Consider the following 22776-nt stretch of genomic DNA (forward strand, 5'->3'; position numbering starts at 1 on the left):
GTCTGCGTTTCAGGTCCATAAGGCCCTGAGTGACATCAATTCGAAACCCGGATGAAACCATGAAGAAATTTCTTAAAATCGGCGGCTCTGTCATTGCGGTCCTGGCCGCACTTGGGGCCGGAGCTTACGTTTACGTCACAACCCCTCTGTCCCACCCCGAAATGGCCGAGCTGACATCGGACAAGCTGAAGGCCGAGGTTAAGATTCTGCGTGATGCCGCAGGGGTGCCCCATGTTTACGGCGAAACCGCCGAAGACGTCATGTTCGGCGCGGGTTACGTGCAGGCGCAGGACCGGATGTTCCAGTTCGAGATGATCCGCCGGGCCGGTGCGGGGGAACTCTCGGCCATTCTGGGCGAAGACCTGCTTGAGGCCGATGTTTTCGCGCGTCAGACCAGCTATACCGACGCGCAGTTGCAGCAAGTTCTGGACGATATGACGCCCGAACACCGTGGCTATCTGAACGCCATGCTGGACGGCATCAATACCTATGTCGACCAGATGCAGGCCGAGCCGGGTAAATATCTGCCGTTCGAATTCAACTTCCTCTCAGTCCCTGTGCGCCACTTTACCGAGGCCGACTTTATCCAAGCGCTGAGCGTGACCGGTCGTCTGTATGGCGCGGTTGGCGGGCAGGAGTTGAAGAACCTGCAGTTCCTCAAAGAGATGCAGGAAAAACATGGCGATTTCGTCGGGCAGCAGGTGTTTGACGACGTCATGGTCCTGAACGACCCGGACGCCTATGCCTTTGCGACCGAGGGCACCGAAGTGACCATCGACCTGCGGCCCAACTACGAAGTTGGTCAGGAAACCATCACCAACGACCTGACCCGCATCGTTGACGCGGACCGCACCGGCGCGCGCGCCTATCAGGCCGCGATCCTGTCTCTGGGTCTGACCAAAGGTGCCAGCCGGACCACCGTGGTCGGCCCCGAGCGGTCCGCGACCGGCAATCTTCTGATGATGCACGCCACCGCTGATGGCTATGAGGTGCAACTTAAAGGCGGCGGGTTCGACGCCGCCGGTATGACCATCTCACCAGTCGGGACGCCGATCATGGGCCGCAGTGAAGATCTGGGCTGGGTGATCACCACCGGCGAGCGGGACACAATCGACACCTATGCCGAAAAGCTGAACCCTGAAAACAAGTACCAATATTGGTACAATGGCGCCTGGCGCGACATGGAGCGCCGCAAGGAAGTGATTGAGATCGCCGATGGCGAACCGATCGAGATCGAGGTCGCCTCGACCGTTCATGGCCCCATCTTCGGCTGGGACGAAGACAACAACACCGCCTATTCCAAACGTTGGAGCCAGTGGATGTCCGAAGGCGCGGGCTGGGGGGCGACGCTGGAGTTTTCGCGCGCCAAGACCATTGATGACTTCAGGGCTGCTTTGGCCAGCGCGCCGATGGGCAATATCAACGTCACTGTCGGCGACGCCAATGGAAATTATGAAACCCGGCAAATGGGTAATCTGCCGATCCGTCCCGAAGGGGTTGACCCGCGCCTGCCCGCCCCCGGCACCGGCGAATACGAATGGGAAGGTTTCGTGGCCTTCGATGATCGCCCCAATCTGGCCAACCCAAAGCGCGGCTATCAGGTGGTCTGGAACAATAAGCCCGAGGCTGACACCGTGGCCGGTGACTTCTCGCGCTGGGGCAAACATTTCCGCACCTATCTGCCGCTGGCCCTGCTGGAGTCCGACGATGACGTCACCATCGACGACATGAAGCGCTTTAACCAGATCATCGCAGGGGGCTGGGGCAGTGTTGAGCTGCAAACCACCTCGCCCGACTTCTTCAAGCCGTTCTGGAACGAAGCGGCGGCCAAGGCAAACGATCCCCGCATCACCGAAGCGGTCGAACTGATGTCGAACTGGAACGAGATGTATCACGATCTGGATGGTGACGGTTTCTATGACGATCCCGGCCTGCTGCTCTACCGTACATGGCGCGAAGCTGCGATGGATGTGATCTTCGAGGATGATCTGGGCGATTGGCGCACGGACTTCGACGCAGATACTTATGTCAAATATGGCTCCAGCTTGCTGATCCGTGCGCTTGAAGGGGACACCGCCGGTCTGCCGCCGCAATATGACTTCCTGAATGGCAAGTCGCGGGCGGACGTTGTGACCGAAACCCTGCGCGAAACTCTGCGTCGTCTGGATGCCGAATACGAAGGGCCGCTTTCCGAACGGCGTCAGCAGGCCTATTACCGCTATATGGGTGAAGTAGCCCTGGAAGCGCCGGATGAAGCGATGCTGCCCGTGCCTGCCGGTGCCGATGGGCGCGCGACAGGTTATGCAGGTGCGGGCGTGGATCTGGGCCATCTGCCTGCGGCGGTCAAACACAACGGTGCGCCGGACTGGATGGTGATCATGGAAATTGGTGCCGACAAACCGGCGCTGGAGACCCTGACACCGGCAGGCGGACAATCCTGGTTCATCAACAAATGGGCGCGCGCGTCCAAACATCTGAACGACCAGACCCATCGCCACCGCGATTTCGACTTCAAGACCATCGAAATGGACGACGACGCGGTTCAGGCTGTGTCGGAATCGACCTTGATCCTGCGCCCGGCGAATTGATCATGACAGGACGCAGCACCCATCACGGGCGCTGCGTTCACCCCAACTCCGCCCGATACCTTTCGACCGTGGCCCGGATTGTCTTGGCGGTCTGATCAATCACGAAAGGGCGTTTCTCGGCTGGTGTCAGATGGACGAGAACCATCAGCGTTAACGCCAGATCGAGCCAGTATTCGACAATCTCCACCAGCGGCGGCGCGCCTGGATCATATTGCTGAATCAGCGCAATCAGACCCGCATCATGGGCGCGGTCCATATCCGCCACATGCTTGTTCAGCCGCAACACCTTGTCCAGCTCGACCGCCAGCCGGTGATCATCCTCTTTCATGTTGCGCAGATTTTCGCGATAGATCCCCTCGATCAGATCAGCGGGGCCGGATATTTGGTCCATCTGCTCCAGATAGGCCTGATTGTCCGCGGTGATCTGGTCCAGCCAGTCCTGGTATATGCGCACAACGATTGCGTTCTTGTCGGGAAAATACCGATACACCGTGCCGATATTGCACCCTGCGACATCGGCAACATGGTTTGTCGAAAACCCCTCATACCCGTTTTCAATCAGCACGCGCACAGCGGCTTGCAGGATACGGATCTCGGTTTGAACCGCCCGGCTCTGCTGTGGCTTGCTGATTTTTCGGACGCCCATCGGAATGCTCTTCGTAAATCTTCTCAACCAGATGTACGAAATCAGGCCCGAATGGCAAGCACCCGTAAGATGAATTTATGACACAAGTGTTGGCGTTAACACGCAGTGTTTATTTCTGATCCGCAGGCATCAATCCGGCAAACGCGGCCCGCCTTGCCCCTTCGATGGGAACCGGGCGGTGCGTTTCGCGGCTGACATAGACATGGGTGAAATGCCCTTCGGCAGCGGCCTCATCCTCATCATTGCGGAACAAGGCAATTTCAAACCGGACCGAGCTGTTGCCCAACTTCGCCACCCGCAACCCGGCGGTGACCCTGTCGGGAAACCCCATCTCGGCAAAGTACCGACACCCGGTTTCCACCACCAGCCCATAGCTGTCGCTGGCGCGTAAATCCAGCAGGCCCTGATCAATCAGCCAGCCATTGATGGCAGTGTCGAACAGCGAATAATGCACCACGTTGTTCATGTGGCCATAGATGTCATTGTCCATCCAGCGGGTTTGCAGCGGATAGAATTCGGGGAACTCGGCGCGTTTCGACCGTGGGGCGGGCATCACCAGGCCTCCGAATAGATGGCAAAGGCGTCGTTCTGCGTCACTTCGCGGGGGTTGTTGACCAGCAGACGGGTTTGCAGCATCGCATCCGCAGCCATTTTTTCGATGGCATCCCGCGGAATGTTCACTTCGCGCAGGCGAGTGGGCATCTGCAACTCCTGCGCCAGACGCTCAAGTCGGGTGATGAAGGCATCACAGCGTTCGGCAGGGTTTTCGATATCGCCCAGTTCGGGGAAGGCATCGGGGGCGATCTCGGCATATTGCCCTGCCGCCTCGGGCGCGTTGAAGCGCAGCACCTGCGGCAGGATCAGCGCGTTGGACAGCCCGTGCGGGACGTGGAACGTGCCACCGATAGGATAAGCCAGCGCGTGAACCGCAGCCACGGGTGAGTTGGCAAAGGCCTGACCCGCCAGCATCGACCCCAGCAGCATCGCCCCGCGCGCATCCCGGTTTGATCCGTCGCGCACGGCCTGATGGATATTCGCCCCCAACAGGCGCAGCGCCTCACGCGCCAGAAGGCGTGACATCGGGTTGTTGTTGGCACTTTTTGAGGTATAGGCCTCGATCGCGTGTACCATGGCGTCCACTCCGGTCGCCGCCGTGATATGCGGCGGCAGGCCCAGCGTCAGATCAGCATCCAGAATTGCCAGGTCGGGCAGGATGACCGGGGACGAAACGCCCCGCTTTTCCTCGGCGCCCACGGTTATGATCGACACCGGCGTGACCTCGGATCCGGTTCCGGCGGTGGTCGGGATCAGCACCAGCGGCAGGCGGGGACCTTTGGCCTGGGCAACGCCCCATGCCTCGTCCAGATCCTCGTCCGAGCCCAGGATCAGCGCGGTTAGCTTGGCCACATCCAAAGGTGAGCCGCCCCCGATGGCCAGAACGCCGGTGACCCCGGCGGCGCGCCCGGCCTCAATCGCGGTCATCAGCGTTTCGCGCGACGGATCAGCCTCGACCTGATCGAATACCGTCACATCACATCCGGCGTTTTTCAGCGAGGTGATAACCGGATCACACAAACCCAACGCCCTGAGGCCCGCGTCGGTGATAATCAAAACCCTTTCACCCAGAAGCGGCGCGGCCAAAGCACCGCATTCCGCCGCTTTGCCAGGCCCGAAAACGACAGATTTCGTGGTGTTGAATGCAAATGGATTCACTGTGGGGCCTCGTGTTTGGTTCAATGAGTGGATGGCAGGGTCTGTGCGATGACCCGGTCGAAATAAGACGGTCCGGCAAGCGTATCGCAAAATCCGTTATGACCCCCCCGGGCTGACAGGTGCAGATCGACGCCAGACATATCGCGCAGTTTTGCAACGTCGGCGGCATCGACCACCGGATCATCGTGTGCGCCAAAAATAGTCAAGGGCAACGGGCAGCCCCGCATATCCCCGGCCGCCAGTTGATACGCGGCGAAATAATCGGACAGGTGCGCAAACCCCGTCCAGCGTCCGACAATAAGATGCGACATATCCGTGATCGTACTGCATCCAAGGATATCGGCAATCGGGTATTGATCGGGAAACGCTGCGTTTTTATCCCGCAGCCATTTGCGCAGCTTGCGCGTGAAATAACTGCGCAGCAGCGGGTTGCCATCAATCATCACTGCAGCCGAGGCCGGGTTGAACAGCGGGCTGACGGCATAGATCCGGGTCAGCTGCGGGATGGGCCGATCCCGCAGACCCCGCGCCACCCGCAGGGCAAAATTGCCACCCAGAGAGTAGCCGACCAGCCCCACCGGCTGAGCCTCAGCCCAAGCCGCGACCTGCTCGACCGCGCGATACAGCTCATCAGTGCGGGCCGCGTGCAGGAAATCGGAATTCAACGCGATTGCATCACCGTGTTCGGGCAGCGTCATCCGGCAGACCGAATACCCCTGCGCATAGAGGTACTTGGCGGTGGACACCACATAGGCGGACTGCGGTGTGCCCAGCCAGCCATGCAGCAGGATCACCAACCCTTTGGCCGCTGGGTTGGGCGCGTAAAGGCAGGTGGTCTGCAAACCCGCGCCTACGTCGAGGGTGACATGGCGCGAGGCCGCCTCCAACACCGCAGACCGGGATTTACGGAACCGGGCGCTGGCCAGCGCGGTCTGAACCATCGCCGGGCGCAACAGGGTCGGAGGCGCAAATCTGTCCATGTTGTCCTTTCCCTCTGAACCCAGTTTGCGGCTCAGTCGGGCCAGTGCCAAGGGCGCGTGAAACCATCCAGAACCTGTACGATCCGATCACCCGAAACATCGCCGGTTTTGGCCAGACGAGCAACCGGACCCAGCGTTTTGTCTTCTGAAATGGCCCCAATTGACGCAACGGCATCTGCGTGTTTCGCACGACATCGCTGACCCTGACAATCATCCGGCTTGCTGCGCCCCGGATTGAACAATCTGCCCTCTGCTGACCTGGGCAACCCATCAAGGTTTTCGCTGTGTTTGAGACGCGTTGACCGCCGTGGGTTGTGTTATCTGACACCGGCTATCCGACCTGCAACTGTGGTGATGTTCAGCAGTAAGTTCTTTTTCCTGTCGCGCAAAGCCTGACGTCTTGGTTGTCATTCACTTTTGCTGTTAAGTGAATTGAATCCCTGTACGATCGACCGGACCCTGAATGACCACGCTCCAAGAAAATCGCGAAGCCCCGCACACTGCCCAGCAGGCGGTGTATGAAACCCTTCGCGAACGCCTGATCACGGGCAAGATCGCCCCCGGTGAATCGCTGGTGGTCGCACCCGTCGCCGAGGCGTTGGGCGTGTCCACCATGCCGGTACGCGAGGCCGTGCGCAGGCTGATCGCGGAAAACGCGCTGGAACTGATGGACAATCGGCGTATCCGGGTGCCGATCATGAGTTTCAGCCGTTTTGAACAGTTGTTGCAGGCGCGGACCGCCTTGGAAACGCTGGCCGCTGAACGGGCGATGCCTGCCGTGGATCAGCGCCTGATCGCCCGGCTGTTAGAGATCGACAAACACTCTGACCAGATGCTTGAGGTTGAGAATTATCTGGGCGTTGTCGGCAACAATTTCCATTTTCACCGCACCATCTATCAGGCCGTTCCCTGTCAGGCGCTTTTGCCGCTGATCGAAAGCACCTGGATGCAGCTTGGCCCGTTCATGGCCACCGCGCTGAAATCAATGGGGTCCACCTATACTGTTGATCGCCATCATGAAATCCTGACCGCGCTGGAACAGCACGATACGGTGCGCCTGCGGGTTGCGATCAAGGCAGATATCCGTGACGGGATCGGGCATCTGGGCACCAGCTTTCTGGAAGAGACCATCGAATCCGGCGGTTGACGCAAAATCCGATGGCTCAGCAGTTAGGTTAGTTCGGTGCGTAGTCGTCTGCGCCTTCGACATCCTCGCGCAGGAAATCCAGCGCGTAGGGGTCAAAATCCTCGATCCGCCGCGCGACGCGGTGGCCGGAATAAACCGCCGCCGCGATGGTCGAGGGTACCTCGCAATCGCCGATACGGGTGACGCTGGTGATGCCAGCCTCAACCAGTTTTTCAGGGTCGGCCATCAGATCATCATAGAGCGTATCACGCGGTTTGCGGGCGGTGACGATCACGGCTGATTGCGCCGCGATCTCTTGCCCGCGCTCGGATTGGATATGCGCGATCTGCGCCTTGCCATCCGCCAGCGATACCAGTTGATGTTTCTCGACAATCGCAACGCCGCTTTCATGCAAGCGCCGCTCGATCCAGCCTTGCTCCAACGTGTTTTCCGAAAACGCCGAAACGTCCGAGGCCGGAGTGACAATCGTCACCTCATGACCCGCATCGCGCAGTTTTTGCGCCACCGCGCTGGCCATGTAATAGTGGTCGTCATCATAGACCAGAACCGGCCCGGTGATCTTAGCCCCGCGTGTCACGTCATCAGGGGTCAGGACGGCTACACCGTCGCCAACCTGCCACGGCGCATGGGCCAGCCGCCCGGTTGCGGCGCTGTCCCAGATGGCACCAGTGGCCAGCACGACCCGTTCAAAGCCAAACTCAAGGATCTGTTCGGCATCCAATGCGCTGTCCAGATAGACATCCACGTTTGGCATCTGCGACAACTGATAAGTGCGATAATCCCGCACCCGGCCCCAGGCCCCGAACCCGGGCAATGCTGCTTCGGCGCTGACGCGGCCACCCAATTCGGTGCCACCTTCGGCCAACGTTACGTTGTAACCACGCCGACCCAGAGTCAGCGCACATTCCAGCCCGGCGGGGCCGCCGCCCACGATCAGGATATTGTCGTCGCTGGCTTTGTCGGGCACCTGTTCGGGATGCCAGCCGCGCCGCCATTCCTCACCAAAGGTGGGGTTCTGCGTGCACCGTGACGGGACGCTCAGGAAATCGCCTGTCACGCACATGTTGCAACCGATGCATTCACGAATATCTTCGATCCGGCCTTCGCTGATCTTGTTGGGAATGAACGGATCGGCAATCGACGGCCGCGCCGCGCCAATCAGGTCCATCGCACCACGCTTGACCTGCGACACCATCAGATCGGCCGAGGTGAACCGCCCTACCCCTGCTACCGGCTTGGAGGTCGCCTTGCGGATGCGGGTCAGCAGTTCCTCTTGATGGCCTTCCTCGCCAAAACGCGAGGGCATACTGTCCTCATCCCAGTTACAGATATTGAGGTCCCACAGATCCACATAGGGATCCATCATGCGGATACAGTCCATGATTTCATCGGGATCGGACGCGCCCGTGCCGTCATAGGGCATATCCAGCGAGAACCGCGTGGCCACGGCAATACCCGGCCCGCCCGCTTCGCGCGTGGCCTCAAGCATCTGGCGCATGAACCGCAGGCGGTTTTCCAGCGAGCCGCCGTATTCATCGGTTCGGGTGTTGGTCGCGCGCGAGGCGAATTCTGACGCCAGCGAAGCACCGAAATCCGCACGCACATAGATCACCTGAAACCCGGCCTGCACCGCCAGTTTGGTGGCAGCCCTTTGCCAGTCCAATATCCGCGCGATATCGTCGTGATCCACCGCACGCGCCTGCGTGGGATAAATCCCCTCGATCACGTTGTGGCCAACCGACATCGGGGCCATCCGCGAATAGAGGTTGCCATCGCGCGCACCGGTATGGGCCAGTTGCACCGCCGCCAGCGCACCATGTTCGCGGATACCCTGCGCCACCCGCATCATCGCGGGCAGGTCCTGTTCGTTCCAGACCCGGAATTCATTCATCGGCGAAAAGTCATTGCCGGGATGAATTTCGGCCTCTTCGGTAGAGACAATGGCCCAGCCGCCTTCGGCCTTCATCGCGCGCATCGCCGCCAGCGTGCGCGGATAGGCTTTGCCCATACCGTTGCAATGGGGCACCTGAAAAAACCGGTTCTTCGCTGTCAAAGGTCCGATCTGAACCGGTTCGAACAGGATATCGTATCGTGGGTCGCGCATAGGTGCCTCAGACGGTTCGCATGTACATGTCGTAATCCAGCGCCGTGATGGTGCTGGCCACGCGCAGATACTCGGCCTCTTTTACCGCCACAAAGGTTCGGTGCATATCCGGCCCCAGCGCGTCTTTCAGAAACTCGGACGCTTTGGCCTTTTCGATCGCCGCCCGCCAGTCGCGGGGGAAATCCTCGGTGCCTTCCAGTTGGGAGTAGCCGTCGCCCTTGGTCTCAGCACCCGGATCGATTTTGTTTGCCATGCCGTGACGCATCCCGGCAATCACCGTGGCGGCGATCAGATAGGGGTTGGCGTCCACACCAGCCGGGCGATGTTCGATCCGGCGCGCCTTGCGGTCCCCCGCAGGCACCCGCAGCGCGACCGAGCGATTGTTGACGCCCCAGTTGGTGGACACCGGCGCATAGCTTTGATTTGCAAACCGCCGCCACGAGTTCATGTGCGGCGCAAAGATCAGCATCGATTCCGCCATGGTTTCGCGCAATCCGCCAATGGCGTGCAGCAGCCGGTCGGTGAAACCTGCGCCCTCTTCCTCGGCAAAGGCGTTCTCGCCCGCCTCGTTCAGCAGAGAGACGTGGAAATGCATCCCCGATCCGGCGTAATCCTCCATCGGTTTGGCCATGAAACAGGCCACGATGCCGTGTTCCTTGGCCAACCTGCGCACGATGCGCTTGAGACGCACCAGATCATCGGCGGCCTGCACCACATCCTTGCGATAGTTCAAGGTCAGCTCATACTGCCCCGGCGCGTATTCCGAGATCACGGTTTCGGCCTCGATCCCGGCGGCGGCGGCCTCGTCATAGACCTGATCGAACAGCGGCAACATCCCTTGCAGCCGGTCCACCGAATAGACTTCGGTCTTGTCGCTTTCGGACCCGTCCACCAGATTATGCGCCGCACGCGGCTTTCCGTCGGGGCCGAGTTCGTTGGCCAGAAGGAAAAACTCCAGCTCAAAGGCGCCAGCAGCACTCAGACCCTCTGCCGCCAGCGCATCGACCTGACGGCTCAGGGCGTGGCGCGGGTCCGAGCTTTGGGGGGTTCCGTCCAGCTCGTGCAGGGTCAGCATGACCTCGGCGCGGGGCGGGTTGGTTGTCAGCAACGGGCGCAAGGTGTTGGCGATGGGCCAGGCGCGCAGGTCACCGTCGCCCTGCTCCCACACAAGGCCGGTTTCATCCACGTCCTCACCACAGATATCCAGCCCCAGGATTGAGCTCGGCATGTGACGGCCCGATGTGAACAGGCCCTCCAACTCGTGCCGGCGGATGATCTTGCCGCGCCCGATCCCGTTGCAATCGTTCAAAACGATGTCGATCGCCTTGATATCGGGATAGCGCCGCAGAAAATCGCGAAGGTGGCGGTTTTTGGATTGCGAAGAACTCGAAGTCATTGGCTACCCCTCAAAGAGTTCGGTCATAATGTCGTCAAACGCTGCGACAAGCCGGTCGATCTGAGCGTTCTCAGTCACTGGGCTGACCAGCATCATGTTATGGAACGGTGCGATCAGACAACCGCGATTCAGCAAGCCGACATGCATTGCGGCTTCGATCTCGGGCGCGTGGGCTGTCCTGGCTTGGGTGCCGCTGGTCAGCGGGCCGGGCGCGCAGATGAATTCGACGCGCGCGCCGACGCGCACCACATGCCAATCCGCACCCACGCGGGTGATGACATCCTGCAAGCCTTGCGCCAGACGCTCGGCCCCGGCTTCCATATGGGCATAGGCCTCGGCGGTCATTACCTCGGACAGGTTGGCGCGCAGGCAGGCAAATTGCATCGGGTTCGCCGAAAGCGTCGTGCCCAGCCCGGAATGCCCGCCCGGACGGTTCGCATCATAGGTTGTATAGGCGTCGGCAAGGCTTTGGCGCATCCCCCAGACGGCGGTTGGCATCCCGCCCGCAACACATTTCCCGACAACAAAGATATCGGGGTCCAGACCGGATACCCCGGTGTAACCGCCCAGACCGGACGAGATGGTGTGCGTCTCGTCCATAATCAGCAACGCACCATACTCGGTGGCGAGTTTGCGCAGACCATCATGAAATCCGGGTGCAGGCAGTACCATGCAGGAATTGGTCAGCACGGGTTCAGTGATAATGGCCGCCACTTCACCGGACTTGAGCGCGGCTTCGACGCTGTCCAGATCATTGAATTCGGCACAAATGGCAAGTTCGGTCAGGTCAACTACCTGCCCGGTCAGCCCGGGGCGTGGCTTGGTTTCGCCATTCTCCAGCGTCACCATCACATCGGGAACAGCGCCGTGATAGCAGCCTTCGAACACCAAAACCTTTGGCTTGCCGGTCACCGCCCGCGCCACGCTTAGCGCGAACCGGTTGGCGTCTGATGCGGTGGTGGCAATCTGCCAGCGGAAATCGCCGAATTTCTCGGTCAGCAGGCGACCGGCCTCAAACGCATGTTCCGTGGGCAGCATATAGGTAAGGCCCTGATCCGCTTGCGCGGCAATGGCGCGGGCAACAGGGTCCGGCGAATGCCCGAACATCGACCCGGTATCGCCCAGGCAAAAATCGTCGATTGCGTTGTCATCAAGATCAACCAGACGCGCGCCTTTTGCATGTGACACCAGCATCGGGAACGGCATCGGCCAGTCTTTCATCCAATGCATCGGCACATCGTCAAGAAAGCTGCCCTTCTCGGATTGCAGGCGCGCAAGTGTCTGCGGTCGCGCATCGGCGTATCTTTCGGCCTCGCGCTGTTTGAAAGCGTCGAGCCGGGCCGATTGGATGCCGCGAAGGTCTTCCTGAGAGTGGCTCACTGCGATTCCCCCGTCAAAAGTTGATCATATTTTTCTGATAGTGTGATTTGATCAAATATACAATGCCAGCGCGCAGAATTCCAGAACCCGAAAACTACAAACGAATACGCGTTGATTTACTCGTTGTTTTTTCGCCGTTTTACTTACCTATCAAGCATAATCATCAGAAAACGCAACCCATGCCCTTTTCAGCGCATGCAGCCACCCAGCCAAAACTTACGCTTTACAGTCTGCAAATTTTTGATCATGTTTCCCACAACGAGGAGGAAACCATGAACCGATTTATTCTAACCACCACCTTTTTGTGCACCGCTGCCAGCGCTGCGCTGGCAGAAGAAGTGCGCGTGTACAACTGGTCCGACTACATCGACGAGTCGTTGCTGGAGAAGTTCGAGCAGGAAACCGGCATCGACCTGATCTATGACGTATTCGACAGCAACGAAATTCTGGAAACCAAGCTGCTGGCTGGCGGATCGGGGTATGACGTTGTGGTTCCTGGCGCCAACTTCCTGCAACGCCAGATCCAAGCGGGCGTTTTTCAGGAGTTGAACAAAGAGCAACTGCCCAACAGCGCAAACCTGTGGGATGTGATCCAAGAACGTACTGACCGCTTTGATCCCGCTGGCGCGCACTCGATCAACTACATGTGGGGCACCACCGGCATCGGCGTCAACGTCGACAAGGTTAAAGAAGTGTTGGGCGAAGATGCACCCATCGACTCGCTGGCCCTGGTTCTTGACCCGGCGAACATGGAAAAGCTTCAGGGTTGCGGCGTGCACTTCCTGGATGCCCCGGATGAGGTCTTTCCCGCAGCTCTGACCTATCTGGGCCTTGAGCCGACAAGTGCCGAAAAGGAAGATCTGGCAAAGGCAGCTGATGTGCTGTCCTCCGTGCGCCCCTATGTGCGCAAGTTCCATTCTTCGGAATACATCAATGCCCTGGCAACCGGCGACATCTGTGTGGCGTTCGGCTGGTCCGGCGACATTCTGCAAGCGCGTGACCGCGCGGATGAATCTGAGAATGGCGTCACCATCGCATATAATGCACCCAAGGAAGGCGCGCGTATGTGGTTCGACCAGATGGCCATTCCAGCGGACGCGCCAAACCCCGAAGGGGCGCATAAATTCCTGAACTTCATCATGGACGCGCAGAACATGGCGGCCGCGACGAACTATGTCTATTACGCCAATGGCAACAAGGCATCGCAGGAGTTCATCGAAGAAGAAGTGATGACCGATCCGGCGATCTATCCAACCCCCGAAGCGATGCAGAATACCTACACCAAGGGTCCGTATTCCCAGAAAGAGCAGCGCAACGTTACGCGTCAGTGGACGCGGGTCAAGTCGGGCACCTAAGTCCCCAATACTGATGCGGGTGCTTTGGCACCCGCATTTCGTTTCAGGCAGCGGCCCTGGTTATTTGATGGCGGCCTTTGCCAATTTGGCATGGTGCCTTTTGACAACGTCAAGCAACGGCGTTGGATTACAACACCGATCGATCATCCCGCCCCGCACGAAATACCCCCGATCAACCGAGATCAGCGTATCGCACACCAACCGGGTGTGTTTTAGCTGTGCCGCAGTGGTCATACCCTCGGACAGACGCTGTGCCGAGCCGTCCGGATCATCCACCCGCAGCGCGGGATTGTCCCCGCCCATACGCATATGCACCGACGCGTTTACCCCGGCCTGAATTGCCGCTGCCTCGATCAAATGCAACGTCTCTGCCACCGGATCGGATCGACCCAGCCGAAACACCGCCCCGGCAAACCCCATCCCGGCCAGCGTCATCAGCTGCTCGGTATTTTCGGCGGAGAACCCATGATTGATGACGTGAAAATAGGTGCCTTCGCCCTTGATGTCGTCTTTGGTCCGCATCCGCGACAGCAGGATCGGCAATCCGGTTGTCTGATGCGCCTGCTGCAGGCGCGGCGCGAGGTCTTCAAGATCGGACCAGTCAATCGTGACCTCCCAATCCAGCAAAACGTCAGCTTGACCGGCGATCAGCGCCAACACATCATCCTCAGGGATGCCATATGAAAACAAGGTGATCTCGAACCCCAGATGGGCAAGGGTTGCCAGCCGGTTCCTTCGCACCGGATCAAGCAGATCATGCAGCGGGATGCGCAGATGCCTGACCCCCATTTCCTGAAGGGCCAGCAGAGGATAGTCGTTGCGCACCGGCTTGCGGTCGAATTCGTCCAGACCGCCTGAGGGAGGCACTTCGGTAATCTCGGCCCAATTCTGACGCAGGTCGAACCCCAGAACGGGATGTGACGGCTCGCGCGGGTCCGGCGCGATAACGGCGGGCGCGGCAGGTGTACTGGCGTCTCCGGCGGTAATTTCAGCCCCATTGGTGCGCACCATGCGCACCACATGCCCGTTCTCGTACACGGTCACCAGAAAGTAACCCAGCTTGGCCCGATCATCACGCCCAAACTCGCTGTCCTCGGGCGGTGTTGCGCGCAGCATCTCGCTGTAATCCTGCCGCACAAAGCTGGTGGCGGGCGCAAGGTAATAGTCGGTCACCCCAAACCGGTCGTACCAGAAGTTATGGGCGTGGCCTGCAAACACGGCCTCGATACCATGCGCTTTGATCAGGTCCAGCAGCCAGCCGCGTCCGGGTTGATTGGTGTTGTCGTAATGGTCCCGCTCAGCCGGTTCCATCAGGTACAGGGGATGGTGCAAAACAAGCATCTTGCGCTTGCCAGACGTATTGGCCAGCTCTGCCTCAAGCCAATTGCGCTGTTCCACCTCACTGTTCAGGCCGGAATTGATGAGCTGTGCGTTGATAAGAAGAAACCGGATGCCCCAGACGTCGAAGGCCTGGAATTGACGCCCAAATGCCTCTTCCCAGACCGTTATTGTTGCGTCTGTCGTTGGGCTGGCCGGGCCGCCCTTGATCGGCGTATCGCCGATATCGTGATTTCCGGGGGTTTCGTACAGGGGAACCGTCAGTTCGGACGCTATGGCGCGATACTCCCGGGCGGCCTGATCATAGGCCGTCCGGGTTTCAGGCACCGGGTGCAGCAAATCCCCGGCATGGATAACAAACTCGGCCGGTTGCCGGTTCAGCTCTCGGACAACATGGCGAAACCGCCTGTTGGCCCTTTGATTGACAGGGAAAGGCGAATTGCAGCTGTCATCGGTTGGGTTCACATGCGTGTCGGAAATCAGAGCGAAGCAACCAAGCTTCGCTCCGAGGTGTTTGCTCATATTACCCTCCGGTTGTCAGGGTCGACGCCTTGCCGGTTCGTGATGCTTCGATCCGGCTGCGCACCAGGACAAAGATCGACAGGGCGGTCAGTATCCAGAAGGCGATGCAGATCAGGTTGCGCACAAAGATCGACAGGCTTCCGTCGCTCAGCAACAGCGATTGTCGGAAGTTGTCTTCCAGCAACGGCCCCAGCACAAAGGCGATAAGGAAGGGCGCGACGGGGATGTCCAGGCGCAACATCAGGTAGCCCACCAGACCCATGCACAGCATGACCAGAATGTCGAAGACATTGTTGTTCACTGCATAGGCGCCATAAACGCAGAGCACGAAGACAATAGGATACAGGATGCGGTTCGGGATCAGGGCCACCTTGCTGAACCCCCGGATCGCGAGCTTGCCGATGATCAGCAGATAGAACGAGCTGAGCAGGATACCCATGAACAGGGCATATACCATCGGCAGGTTGTCTTCGAACAGGATCGGACCGGGTCGCAACCCGTGGATCATGAATGCCCCTAGGATCACAGCGGTGATCACGTCACCCGGCACACCCAGCGCCAGCAGCGGGATCATGGTCGCACCTGCCACACCGTTGTTCCCGGCCTCGGCGGCGGCGACACCTTCGGGTTCGCCCTTGCCAAAGTTTTCCTTGTTTTTCGAGTTCCGGCGCGCCTCGGAATAGCTAAGGAACGCAGCCGGAGCGCCCCCAATCCCCGGAATTGCACCCAGAATGACACCAATAAAGCTGCCGCGAACAACCGATTTCAGCGTTTTGCGGAATTCAGCCCATGTTGCCCCGCCACCCAGTTGCGAGCGTTGCGCGCCACCTAGACGCGGACGCCGGGTTGAACGGTCGATGATTTCCGGCAAAGCGAACAGACCGATCAGAACCGGGATGAAGTTCAGTCCCGACATCAGTTCAAAATTGCCAAAGATAAACCGGTCGGTGCCATAGACCAGATCCAGACCCACGGTGGCCAGCATCAACCCAAGACAGGCGGACAGGATACCTTTGGTCAGGCTTGGCCCCGCCACACCCGCGATGATGGTCAGCGAAAACACGATCAGCGTGAAAAACTCGGGTGGACCAAATCGCAGCGCAAAACTGGCCAGTACGCCAGCAAACAGGATCAGCGAAACGTTCGAGATCAGATCGGCCACGCAGGAGGAGTAAAGCGCAATATCCAGCGCCTTGCGTGCCTCACCCTTTTGGGCCATCGGATAGCCGTCCAGCACCGTACAGGATGCGGCAGGCGTTCCAGGTGTCTTGATCAGGATCGCCGTCAGCGAACCGCCATACAATCCCCCCTTGTAAACCCCCAACAACAGCAAAATGCCGGTGACCGGAGGCATCGAAAATGTGAATGGCAGAACCAGCGCCACACCCATCGGTGTGGTCATGCCCGGAATAGCGCCAATTATAGTGCCGATCAGAACACCAATCCCGATAACCAAAAAGTTCTCGATACTGAGGAAGAGGTCCAGGGCGTAGGAAATATTCTCAATCATTGTGCTTCCTCCTCACAGCAGCGTTTCAAAGATGCCAAGAGGCATTGGAATTCCGGCGACGTGCAGAAAGAACAGGTACAGCCCGATTGGAATTAGGATGCTCAGCGGCACGATATACTTCCATTTCCGTTCACCGAAATACAGCATCATCGTCGGCATCAGCACGATTGAACCGGCTACGATCCCCACCGTCGTCAGAGCAAAATAGAACAGGAACAATGCGAAGATCAGGATCACGATCCGCAAGGTGGATGGAAGAGTTTCCAGTTTGTATTCGGCGTCTTCGGTTGCATCTTCGTCGCCTTCCGGCACCTTCAGCATGAAGGTTTCCAGCAACAGAAACGCGGAAGAGATCACCACACCCCATGCAATGGTATACGGCCAGAAATCCGGAGACAGTGCAGAGATTTGCACAGAACCGGGAACAATCACGCCTGACGGGATTAGGGCAAATATGGCGGCCAATCCCGATACTATGAACAGGATTGCCGTGATTAAGTCCTTGGTCTTTTTATTGGTCATGTTCCTCCCTTCGCCAGTAGCTGGCTCAGATTTATGTCCTTGAAGATCAGGTTTTCGCGGATAGACAGCCATCTTGCGGCGCCGATATGGGTCATCTCGGTCGCACGTACCGCGATGTCCCCAAGCCGCTTTGGCATTTGAAACGCGATCTGCGATTCCAAAGCGCCGACAAAGGCTGGTGATTCAGACAGGGGCCCTGCCAGAATAATAAGATCCGGCTTGAGCACGGTAAAAAGCAAGGCAAAGGTACGGGCCATCCCTGCCCCAAGCCGTTCAAGCGCCGCGGTGACCTTTGCATCGCCCGCGTTGGCCGCGCTGACCAGATCGACCATGGCGCGACCCCATTCTGCGTCGGTTGTCAGGGATTGCGTTTTATCACCCAGCATCTCGCGGACCAGTGCACGACCGCTTTGCGCGTCTTCCAGTGTGGGGAAATGTTCGACGGGTCCGGTTGCGGCGGATGAGGATGTATAGGGCGCGTCGCTCAGGACGCTGCTGGTGTTCAATTGCCCCTCGGCCCCACTGCCGCCGAGCGTCATCGCAAAGCCGGTTACAAGGCTGCAATGCAGCGTCACCACGTTTTTGTAACCCCGCGCCATACCGAACGTGGTTTCCGCAAGGTTAATAGCCGACGAGGGCGTCTCGAGCGTTATTGGCCCGTTCAGCGCCGCACCAAAAATCGCACCGATGTCGATTTCATGGTTCCAGCCCAAAAGCGGGGCTGAAATCAGCCGCTTGGCCGGCTTGTCGATATGACCGGCAATTGCGATGCCGGTGCCAAAGAACCGGTCGGGGTCTTCGACATGCTCATCCACCAACTCAGCCGCTTTTTGCGCGCAAAGTTCAAGAAAGGAGGCCCCATCATCCATTGGCAGGCCGGTGCCTTCCCAGGATGCGACCTTGTTGTTTTCCAGATCAGCCAGCGTCACCGATTGACGAAACGCGTTGATGCCGATCCCGATGATGTATCCGCCCGACCCCTGCGGCGACAGTTGAACAAACCGCCTGCCCCGGCGGCCGTTCGGATCAGACAGCTCCTTTTCGACAATCAAATCCGCATCCAGCAGATCGCGCGTGATCCGCGAGATTGTCGCCGCGTTCAGCCCGATGTTGGCGGCGATCGCGGTACGCGAAATGGTCCGGTTCCGGACAATCTCGCCCAGCACCAGACGTCTGTTGGCCCTTCCAGTCTCACTGTGGGTCCGTGCAGACATTGATTTTCCTCGCCTTTTTACTCCCTGCATCAAAGTTACAATTATTATTTGCTTTCTGCAAGTAATTATGTATCCTAAATACCAATTAAGAAAACCAAGGGAGGAAACACAATGAACGTACTGAAGAGAATCGGGGCCACGGCCAGCTTGGCCGCCGCAATGTCGATCGGCGGCGCGGCGATGGCTGCGGATTACCCCAGCAAACCCGTAACACTGATTGTGCCTTACGGCCCGGGCGGCGCCGCTGATCTGGCGGCACGCACGCTAAGTTCAGAGGCCCCCGAATATCTGGGTGAGAACATTCTGGTCGTGAACAAGACCGGTGCGGGTGGTGTCGTTGGTTCGACCCAGGTCGCAAAATCGCGCAATGACGGGCACACCCTGCTGATGGCGCGTGTCGGCTCGCAAGCCACTGTTCCCGCGATCAACCGCACCATTCCCTACAAGTGGGACGATTTCACCTTTCTGGGCCTGATCGAGAAAAACCCTTTTGTTCTGGGCGTTTCCGCTGATTCGCCCTATCAAACCTTTGATGAGCTGAAAGAGGCGGTCAAAAACGGTGAGCGGCTGTCCTATGCGTCGGCCGGGGTTGGCACATTGCTGCACATGGCGATGCTGATCATGCTGGATGACATCGGGGTCGATTCCGAAGCGTTGATCCACGTGCCCTTCAAAGGTGGCGGCAAGGCAACAGCAGCGGTTGTTGGCGGTCATGCCGACCTGATCTTCCACAATCTGTCCGGCCTGTCCGGCGCGATCGAAAGCGGTCAGATCCGCCCCCTTCTGACCACCACTCCTGAGCGTTTTGCCGCCATTCCTGACACGCCCACCGCGCAGGAAATGGGTCACCCGAACCTGGAAAACGTCGTCGGCTGGACCGGTGTCTGGGGTCCGAAAGACCTGCCCGAAGACGTCGTGGCCAAGTGGGTTGAAGTTCTGGGCGCCATCGCCGCCGACGAAAGCTGGCTGGAAGCAACCCAAAAGCTGGGCTCGGTTCCTGCAGTCCTGTCCCCCGATGACACCAAGACGTTTGTCGAAGGTCAGGTCAACACCTTCAGCACCGTTGCTGAAAAACTGGATATGGTGATCGAATAAGTCTCGACACCGTTCTGGCCGGGCGGCCCTTCTCTCCCCAACAAAATCCGCCCGGCCACTTTCAAGTCACACAAAATCATAGGTTGTCGAATGCCCCGTCCCAACATTCTGCTCATTCAAGCCGATCAACTGGCAGCAAATGCTTTAGCGTCATACGGGAACAAAACTGTCAAAGCGCCAAATATCGAGCGCCTTGCCCAAAACGGAGTGGTGTTCGAGAACTGCTATTGCAACCTGCCCATGTGCGGCCCGTCCCGCGCGTCGATGCATGCGGGCAAGCTGCCTTTCTCAATCGACATGTACGACAATGCCAGCGAGTTTCACGCTGACATCCCGACCTTCGCCCATTACCTGCGCAGCATGGATTACCGGGTCGAGATGTCCGGCAAGATGCACTTTGTCGGACCCGATCAGCTGCACGGATATGACAAGCGCCACACGACCGAGATTTATCCGGCCAACTTTGCCTGGACCGTCGATTGGTCCAAAGGACGCGAATACAAGCCCACCAATCTGACCATGGCCCCGGTTCTGGAAAGCGGCCCCGCCGTCCGAACCATGCAGATGGATTATGATGACGAGGTTGAATACCACGGCGTTCAGGCGCTGTATGATCTGGCCCGCAAGGGCGATGATCGTCCTTTCATGCTGACGGTGTCCTTCACCTCGCCGCATTCGCCCTTTGTGATCAGTCAGGAATACTGGGATCTATACGATCATGACGAGATCGAGTATCCAGCGGTTGATCCGCTGGACCTGAGCGAGATGGATCACCTCAGCCGCAATCTGCATTACTGCCAGTCGCGCCACGAATTCACCGTCACGCCCGAAGACCGCCGCAAGGCGCGCCATGGGTATTATGGCATGATCTCGTATATCGACGAGAAAGTCGGCCATCTTGTCGACGTGCTGGAGAAGACCGGCCAGATCGACAACACCATCGTCATCGTCACCGCCGACCATGGCGAAATGATGGGCGAGCGTGGCATGTGGTTCAAACAACACTTCTTCGAATGGGCCGCCAGCGTGCCCTTCATCGTTTACGCGCCGGATCGTTATGCGCCTGCGCGGGTGAAGGAAAACGTTTCACTTGTCGATCTCCTCCCAACGCTGGTGGATCTGGCGGCTGGCGGCTCGTTCGAAGACTATGCGGCACCCATTGACGGGCAATCACTGGCCCCTGCCCTCAGCGGGGATACATCCGGCCTGTCGGATGTGGTGATTTCCGAATTCGCCGCCGATGGTTCGACCGGCCCCAGCCGGATGGTCAAAAAAGGCCCGTGGAAGCTGATGTGGCTCGAAGGGGTCGATACATTGCTTTACAATGTTGACGAAGACCCCAACGAGGTGAACAACCGCGTCAACGATCCCGACTGCGCCGATATCCGGGCCGAGCTTGAGGCGATCCTGTTTGAGGGCTGGAACCCCGAGGAATTGTACGACACGATCCGCGCCAGCCAGGTTCGCCGCCTTGCCATTCATAACGTAACCGGCGGCGATCCGACCTATGTGTACACCCTCCGCCACGATGACGGTGAACGGTACATCCGAAATGCCGGTGCCGCCGATACCAAAGCACGCGCGCGTTTGCCCTATGTGGCCCCTGCAAAACCTGATCTGGTGTAGAAATGTCTTATGATTACATCATCATAGGCGCGGGCTCTGCTGGCTGCGTCATTGCCAACAGATTGTCAGCAGACCCTGACATCCGGGTGCTGTTGCTAGAAGCGGGGGGCAAGGACACGAACCCGTGGATTCACATCCCCGTCGGCTATTTCAAGACGCTGCACAACCCGAACACCGATTGGTGTTACAAGGCCGAACCTGATCCGGGCCTGAACGGTCGCGCGCTGGATTGGCCACGCGGCAAGACGCTTGGGGGGTCTTCCTCGATCAACGGGCTGCTTTATGTTCGCGGCCAGCAAGAGGATTATGATCGCTGGGCACAGCTGGGCAACACCGGCTGGTCCTGGGACGATGTCCTGCCCTTGTTCAAACGCTCGGAACACCATGAAGACGGAGATTCCGAATTTCATGGCAAGGATGGGGAACTGGCGGTTTCGCTGATCCGCGCAAAATCCGAAATTTCCGAAGCGTTCATCGGGGCCGCCGTGGAAATGGGCGTGCCACGGTCCGAAGACTATAATGGGGCCGATCAGGAAGGTGCCGGGTACTTTCATCAGACCGCGCGCAAGGGATTTCGGTGTTCATCGGCCAAGGCCTTTCTGACGCCGATCAAAAACTCCCGTCAAAACCTCGAAGTCATCACTCACGCACATACGACCGGGCTTATCTTTGCCCCTGACGCGCCGAAACAGGTAACGGGCGTCGCCTATGATCGCAAAGGCACCCCGCATCGGGTCATGCTGAAACCAGGAGGAGAGGTGATCCTGTCTGCCGGCGCCATCGGCTCACCGCAGTTGCTGGAATTGTCCGGCATCGGCAATCCCGACGTTCTAAAAGCGGCAGGCGTCGAACCTCGCCATGCGCTGCCCGGTGTCGGAGAGCATCTGCAGGATCACTTGCAGATCCGCCTTGTCTATGAAGTCAACGTGCCCACGCTGAATGATGCGATCAACAACATATTCCGCCGTGCGGCCATTGGCATCGAATACGCGCTGCGCCGCACCGGGCCGATGAGTCTTGGTGCCAGTCAGGTGGCCATCTTTGCCAAGTCGATGGAGGGGTTGGACACCCCCGACATCCAGTTCCATTTTCAACCGCTGTCCGCCGATAAACCGGGCATCGAGATGCACCCGTTCTCGGGCTTCACATCCTCTGTCTGTCAGCTGCGACCCGAAAGCAGGGGGCACATCCATATTTCGTCCCCCAACGCGCATGACTACCCCAAGATCGTGCCCAATTACCTGTCCACCACAGGGGACCAGCTGTGTGCGATCCGTGCTGTGAAATTTGCCCGTGCCATGACCAAAACCCAGGCGCTGGCCCCATATATCGTGCGCGAGCATGTGCCCGAGGGCAAGGTCGAAACGGATGAAGACCACCTCGAAGCCGCGCGTAACATGGCGCAGACGATCTATCACCCGACCTCAACCTGCAAAATGGGGGTTGATGACCGGGCCGTGGTTGATCCGCGACTGCGTGTGCACGGTATTCGTGGCCTGCGCGTGGCCGACGCCTCGGTCATGCCTGACATTGTCAGCGGTAATACCAATGCACCCACGATCATGATCGGCGAAAAATGCAGCGACTTGATCCTCGAAGACCGCAGAAAATCTGCTTAACCCCTAATTCATACCCACTCG

Annotated in this window: 18 protein-coding genes; 6 read left to right on the forward strand and 12 right to left on the reverse strand. The window is 58.8% G+C overall.

The features are described from left to right. Positions 1-59 precede the first annotated feature (59 nt). On the forward strand, positions 60-2588 hold the full coding sequence (locus JT51_RS13650) for a penicillin acylase family protein (protein ID WP_037313503.1): 2529 nt from the start codon (positions 60-62) through the stop codon (positions 2586-2588). A gap of 37 nt (positions 2589-2625) precedes the next feature. Here JT51_RS13650 and JT51_RS21270 read toward each other — a convergent pair whose 3' ends face one another. From JT51_RS21270 to JT51_RS13675, 5 genes are all read right to left on the reverse strand, one after another. Then, positions 2626-3234 carry a TetR/AcrR family transcriptional regulator gene (locus JT51_RS21270; RefSeq protein ID WP_051927561.1) on the reverse strand — a complete coding sequence of 203 codons (609 nt, stop codon included), beginning with the start codon at positions 3232-3234 and terminating at the stop codon, positions 2626-2628. Positions 3235-3343: 109 nt separating this feature from the next. Then, complete coding sequence (locus JT51_RS13660) at positions 3344-3787, reverse strand: acyl-CoA thioesterase (RefSeq protein ID WP_037313506.1); 444 nt, start codon at positions 3785-3787, stop codon at positions 3344-3346. Continuing rightward, positions 3787-4947, reverse strand: coding sequence for an iron-containing alcohol dehydrogenase (locus tag JT51_RS13665; RefSeq protein ID WP_037313508.1), 1161 nt, complete (start codon positions 4945-4947; stop codon positions 3787-3789). The genes JT51_RS13660 and JT51_RS13665 overlap by 1 nt, the downstream gene beginning before the upstream one ends. A 20-nt stretch (positions 4948-4967) precedes the next feature. Beyond that, positions 4968-5927 carry a YheT family hydrolase gene (locus JT51_RS13670; RefSeq protein ID WP_152563353.1) on the reverse strand — a complete coding sequence of 320 codons (960 nt, stop codon included), beginning with the start codon at positions 5925-5927 and terminating at the stop codon, positions 4968-4970. A gap of 32 nt (positions 5928-5959) precedes the next feature. Beyond that, positions 5960-6169, reverse strand: a complete 210-nt coding sequence (locus JT51_RS13675; RefSeq protein WP_037313513.1) for a hypothetical protein — start codon at positions 6167-6169, stop codon at positions 5960-5962. A gap of 221 nt (positions 6170-6390) precedes the next feature. On the opposite strand from JT51_RS13675, the gene JT51_RS13680 reads away from it, so the two are divergent. Beyond that, on the forward strand, positions 6391-7074 hold the full coding sequence (locus JT51_RS13680) for a GntR family transcriptional regulator (protein WP_037313515.1): 684 nt from the start codon (positions 6391-6393) through the stop codon (positions 7072-7074). A gap of 28 nt (positions 7075-7102) precedes the next feature. Here JT51_RS13680 and JT51_RS13685 read toward each other — a convergent pair whose 3' ends face one another. The 3 genes from JT51_RS13685 to JT51_RS13695 are packed head-to-tail and all read right to left on the reverse strand — an operon-like array spanning position 7103 to position 11954. Continuing rightward, positions 7103-9178: an FAD-dependent oxidoreductase gene (locus JT51_RS13685; protein ID WP_037313518.1), complete on the reverse strand. Its 2076-nt coding sequence runs from the start codon at positions 9176-9178 to the stop codon at positions 7103-7105. Positions 9179-9185: 7 nt separating this feature from the next. Further along, a complete protein-coding gene (locus JT51_RS13690) occupies positions 9186-10574 on the reverse strand; it encodes a glutamine synthetase family protein (protein ID WP_037313520.1) in 1389 nt (462 codons plus the stop codon). A 3-nt stretch (positions 10575-10577) separates the two neighbouring features. Continuing rightward, on the reverse strand, positions 10578-11954 hold the full coding sequence (locus JT51_RS13695) for an aspartate aminotransferase family protein (protein ID WP_051927562.1): 1377 nt from the start codon (positions 11952-11954) through the stop codon (positions 10578-10580). A gap of 272 nt (positions 11955-12226) precedes the next feature. Between JT51_RS13695 and JT51_RS13700 the strand changes: the two genes are divergently transcribed. Next, complete coding sequence (locus JT51_RS13700; RefSeq protein ID WP_051927594.1) at positions 12227-13309, forward strand: polyamine ABC transporter substrate-binding protein; 1083 nt, start codon at positions 12227-12229, stop codon at positions 13307-13309. A 60-nt stretch (positions 13310-13369) separates the two neighbouring features. Here the strand turns inward: JT51_RS13700 and JT51_RS13705 are convergent, their stop codons facing one another. Genes JT51_RS13705 through JT51_RS13720 form a run of 4 tightly spaced genes read right to left on the reverse strand, consistent with a single transcriptional unit; the run spans position 13370 to position 18415 of the window. Beyond that, the gene (locus JT51_RS13705; RefSeq protein WP_051927563.1) at positions 13370-15169 is read right to left on the reverse strand and encodes a metallophosphoesterase family protein; all 1800 of its coding nucleotides are present in this window, start codon (positions 15167-15169) and stop codon (positions 13370-13372) included. 1 nt (position 15170) lies between these two features. Then, positions 15171-16679: a tripartite tricarboxylate transporter permease gene (locus JT51_RS13710; protein WP_037313523.1), complete on the reverse strand. Its 1509-nt coding sequence runs from the start codon at positions 16677-16679 to the stop codon at positions 15171-15173. Between the two features lie 12 nt (positions 16680-16691). Continuing rightward, complete coding sequence (locus tag JT51_RS13715; protein WP_037313525.1) at positions 16692-17201, reverse strand: tripartite tricarboxylate transporter TctB family protein; 510 nt, start codon at positions 17199-17201, stop codon at positions 16692-16694. Further along, complete coding sequence (locus JT51_RS13720; RefSeq protein ID WP_037313528.1) at positions 17198-18415, reverse strand: ROK family transcriptional regulator; 1218 nt, start codon at positions 18413-18415, stop codon at positions 17198-17200. Before JT51_RS13720 ends, JT51_RS13715 begins: the two co-directional genes overlap by 4 nt. Before the next feature lie 111 nt (positions 18416-18526). On the opposite strand from JT51_RS13720, the gene JT51_RS13725 reads away from it, so the two are divergent. From JT51_RS13725 to JT51_RS13735, 3 genes are all read left to right on the forward strand, one after another. Next, entirely contained in the window at positions 18527-19510 is a 984-nt protein-coding gene (locus JT51_RS13725) for a Bug family tripartite tricarboxylate transporter substrate binding protein (RefSeq protein ID WP_037313531.1), read from the forward strand. 90 nt (positions 19511-19600) lie between these two features. Next, positions 19601-21136 (forward strand): choline-sulfatase, encoded by a 1536-nt coding sequence (gene betC / locus JT51_RS13730; RefSeq protein WP_037313533.1) that lies wholly within the window; start codon positions 19601-19603, stop codon positions 21134-21136. A gap of 2 nt (positions 21137-21138) precedes the next feature. Beyond that, positions 21139-22755 carry a GMC family oxidoreductase gene (locus JT51_RS13735; protein WP_037313537.1) on the forward strand — a complete coding sequence of 539 codons (1617 nt, stop codon included), beginning with the start codon at positions 21139-21141 and terminating at the stop codon, positions 22753-22755. Positions 22756-22776 lie beyond the last annotated feature (21 nt).

This window comes from Ruegeria halocynthiae (assembly GCF_000743705.1).
In the GTDB taxonomy this organism is placed as follows: Bacteria; Pseudomonadota; Alphaproteobacteria; order Rhodobacterales; family Rhodobacteraceae; genus Ruegeria; species Ruegeria halocynthiae_B.

Excerpts from the sequence above, each read along its gene's own strand:
- JT51_RS13685 (WP_037313518.1), bottom strand. The coding sequence starts at position 9,178 with ATGCGCGACCCACGATACGATATCCTGTTCGAACCGGTTCAGATCGGA.
- JT51_RS13700 (WP_051927594.1), top strand. The coding sequence starts at position 12,227 with ATGAACCGATTTATTCTAACCACCACCTTTTTGTGCACCGCTGCCAGC.
- JT51_RS13660 (WP_037313506.1), bottom strand. The coding sequence starts at position 3,787 with ATGCCCGCCCCACGGTCGAAACGCGCCGAGTTCCCCGAATTCTATCCG.
- JT51_RS13705 (WP_051927563.1), bottom strand. The coding sequence starts at position 15,169 with ATGAGCAAACACCTCGGAGCGAAGCTTGGTTGCTTCGCTCTGATTTCC.
- JT51_RS13650 (WP_037313503.1), top strand. The coding sequence starts at position 60 with ATGAAGAAATTTCTTAAAATCGGCGGCTCTGTCATTGCGGTCCTGGCC.
- JT51_RS13715 (WP_037313525.1), bottom strand. The coding sequence starts at position 17,201 with ATGACCAATAAAAAGACCAAGGACTTAATCACGGCAATCCTGTTCATA.
- JT51_RS13680 (WP_037313515.1), top strand. The coding sequence starts at position 6,391 with ATGACCACGCTCCAAGAAAATCGCGAAGCCCCGCACACTGCCCAGCAG.
- JT51_RS13725 (WP_037313531.1), top strand. The coding sequence starts at position 18,527 with ATGAACGTACTGAAGAGAATCGGGGCCACGGCCAGCTTGGCCGCCGCA.
- JT51_RS21270 (WP_051927561.1), bottom strand. The coding sequence starts at position 3,234 with ATGGGCGTCCGAAAAATCAGCAAGCCACAGCAGAGCCGGGCGGTTCAA.
- JT51_RS13720 (WP_037313528.1), bottom strand. The coding sequence starts at position 18,415 with ATGTCTGCACGGACCCACAGTGAGACTGGAAGGGCCAACAGACGTCTG.
- JT51_RS13690 (WP_037313520.1), bottom strand. The coding sequence starts at position 10,574 with ATGACTTCGAGTTCTTCGCAATCCAAAAACCGCCACCTTCGCGATTTT.
- JT51_RS13670 (WP_152563353.1), bottom strand. The coding sequence starts at position 5,927 with ATGGACAGATTTGCGCCTCCGACCCTGTTGCGCCCGGCGATGGTTCAG.
- JT51_RS13735 (WP_037313537.1), top strand. The coding sequence starts at position 21,139 with ATGTCTTATGATTACATCATCATAGGCGCGGGCTCTGCTGGCTGCGTC.
- JT51_RS13710 (WP_037313523.1), bottom strand. The coding sequence starts at position 16,679 with ATGATTGAGAATATTTCCTACGCCCTGGACCTCTTCCTCAGTATCGAG.
- betC (WP_037313533.1), top strand. The coding sequence starts at position 19,601 with ATGCCCCGTCCCAACATTCTGCTCATTCAAGCCGATCAACTGGCAGCA.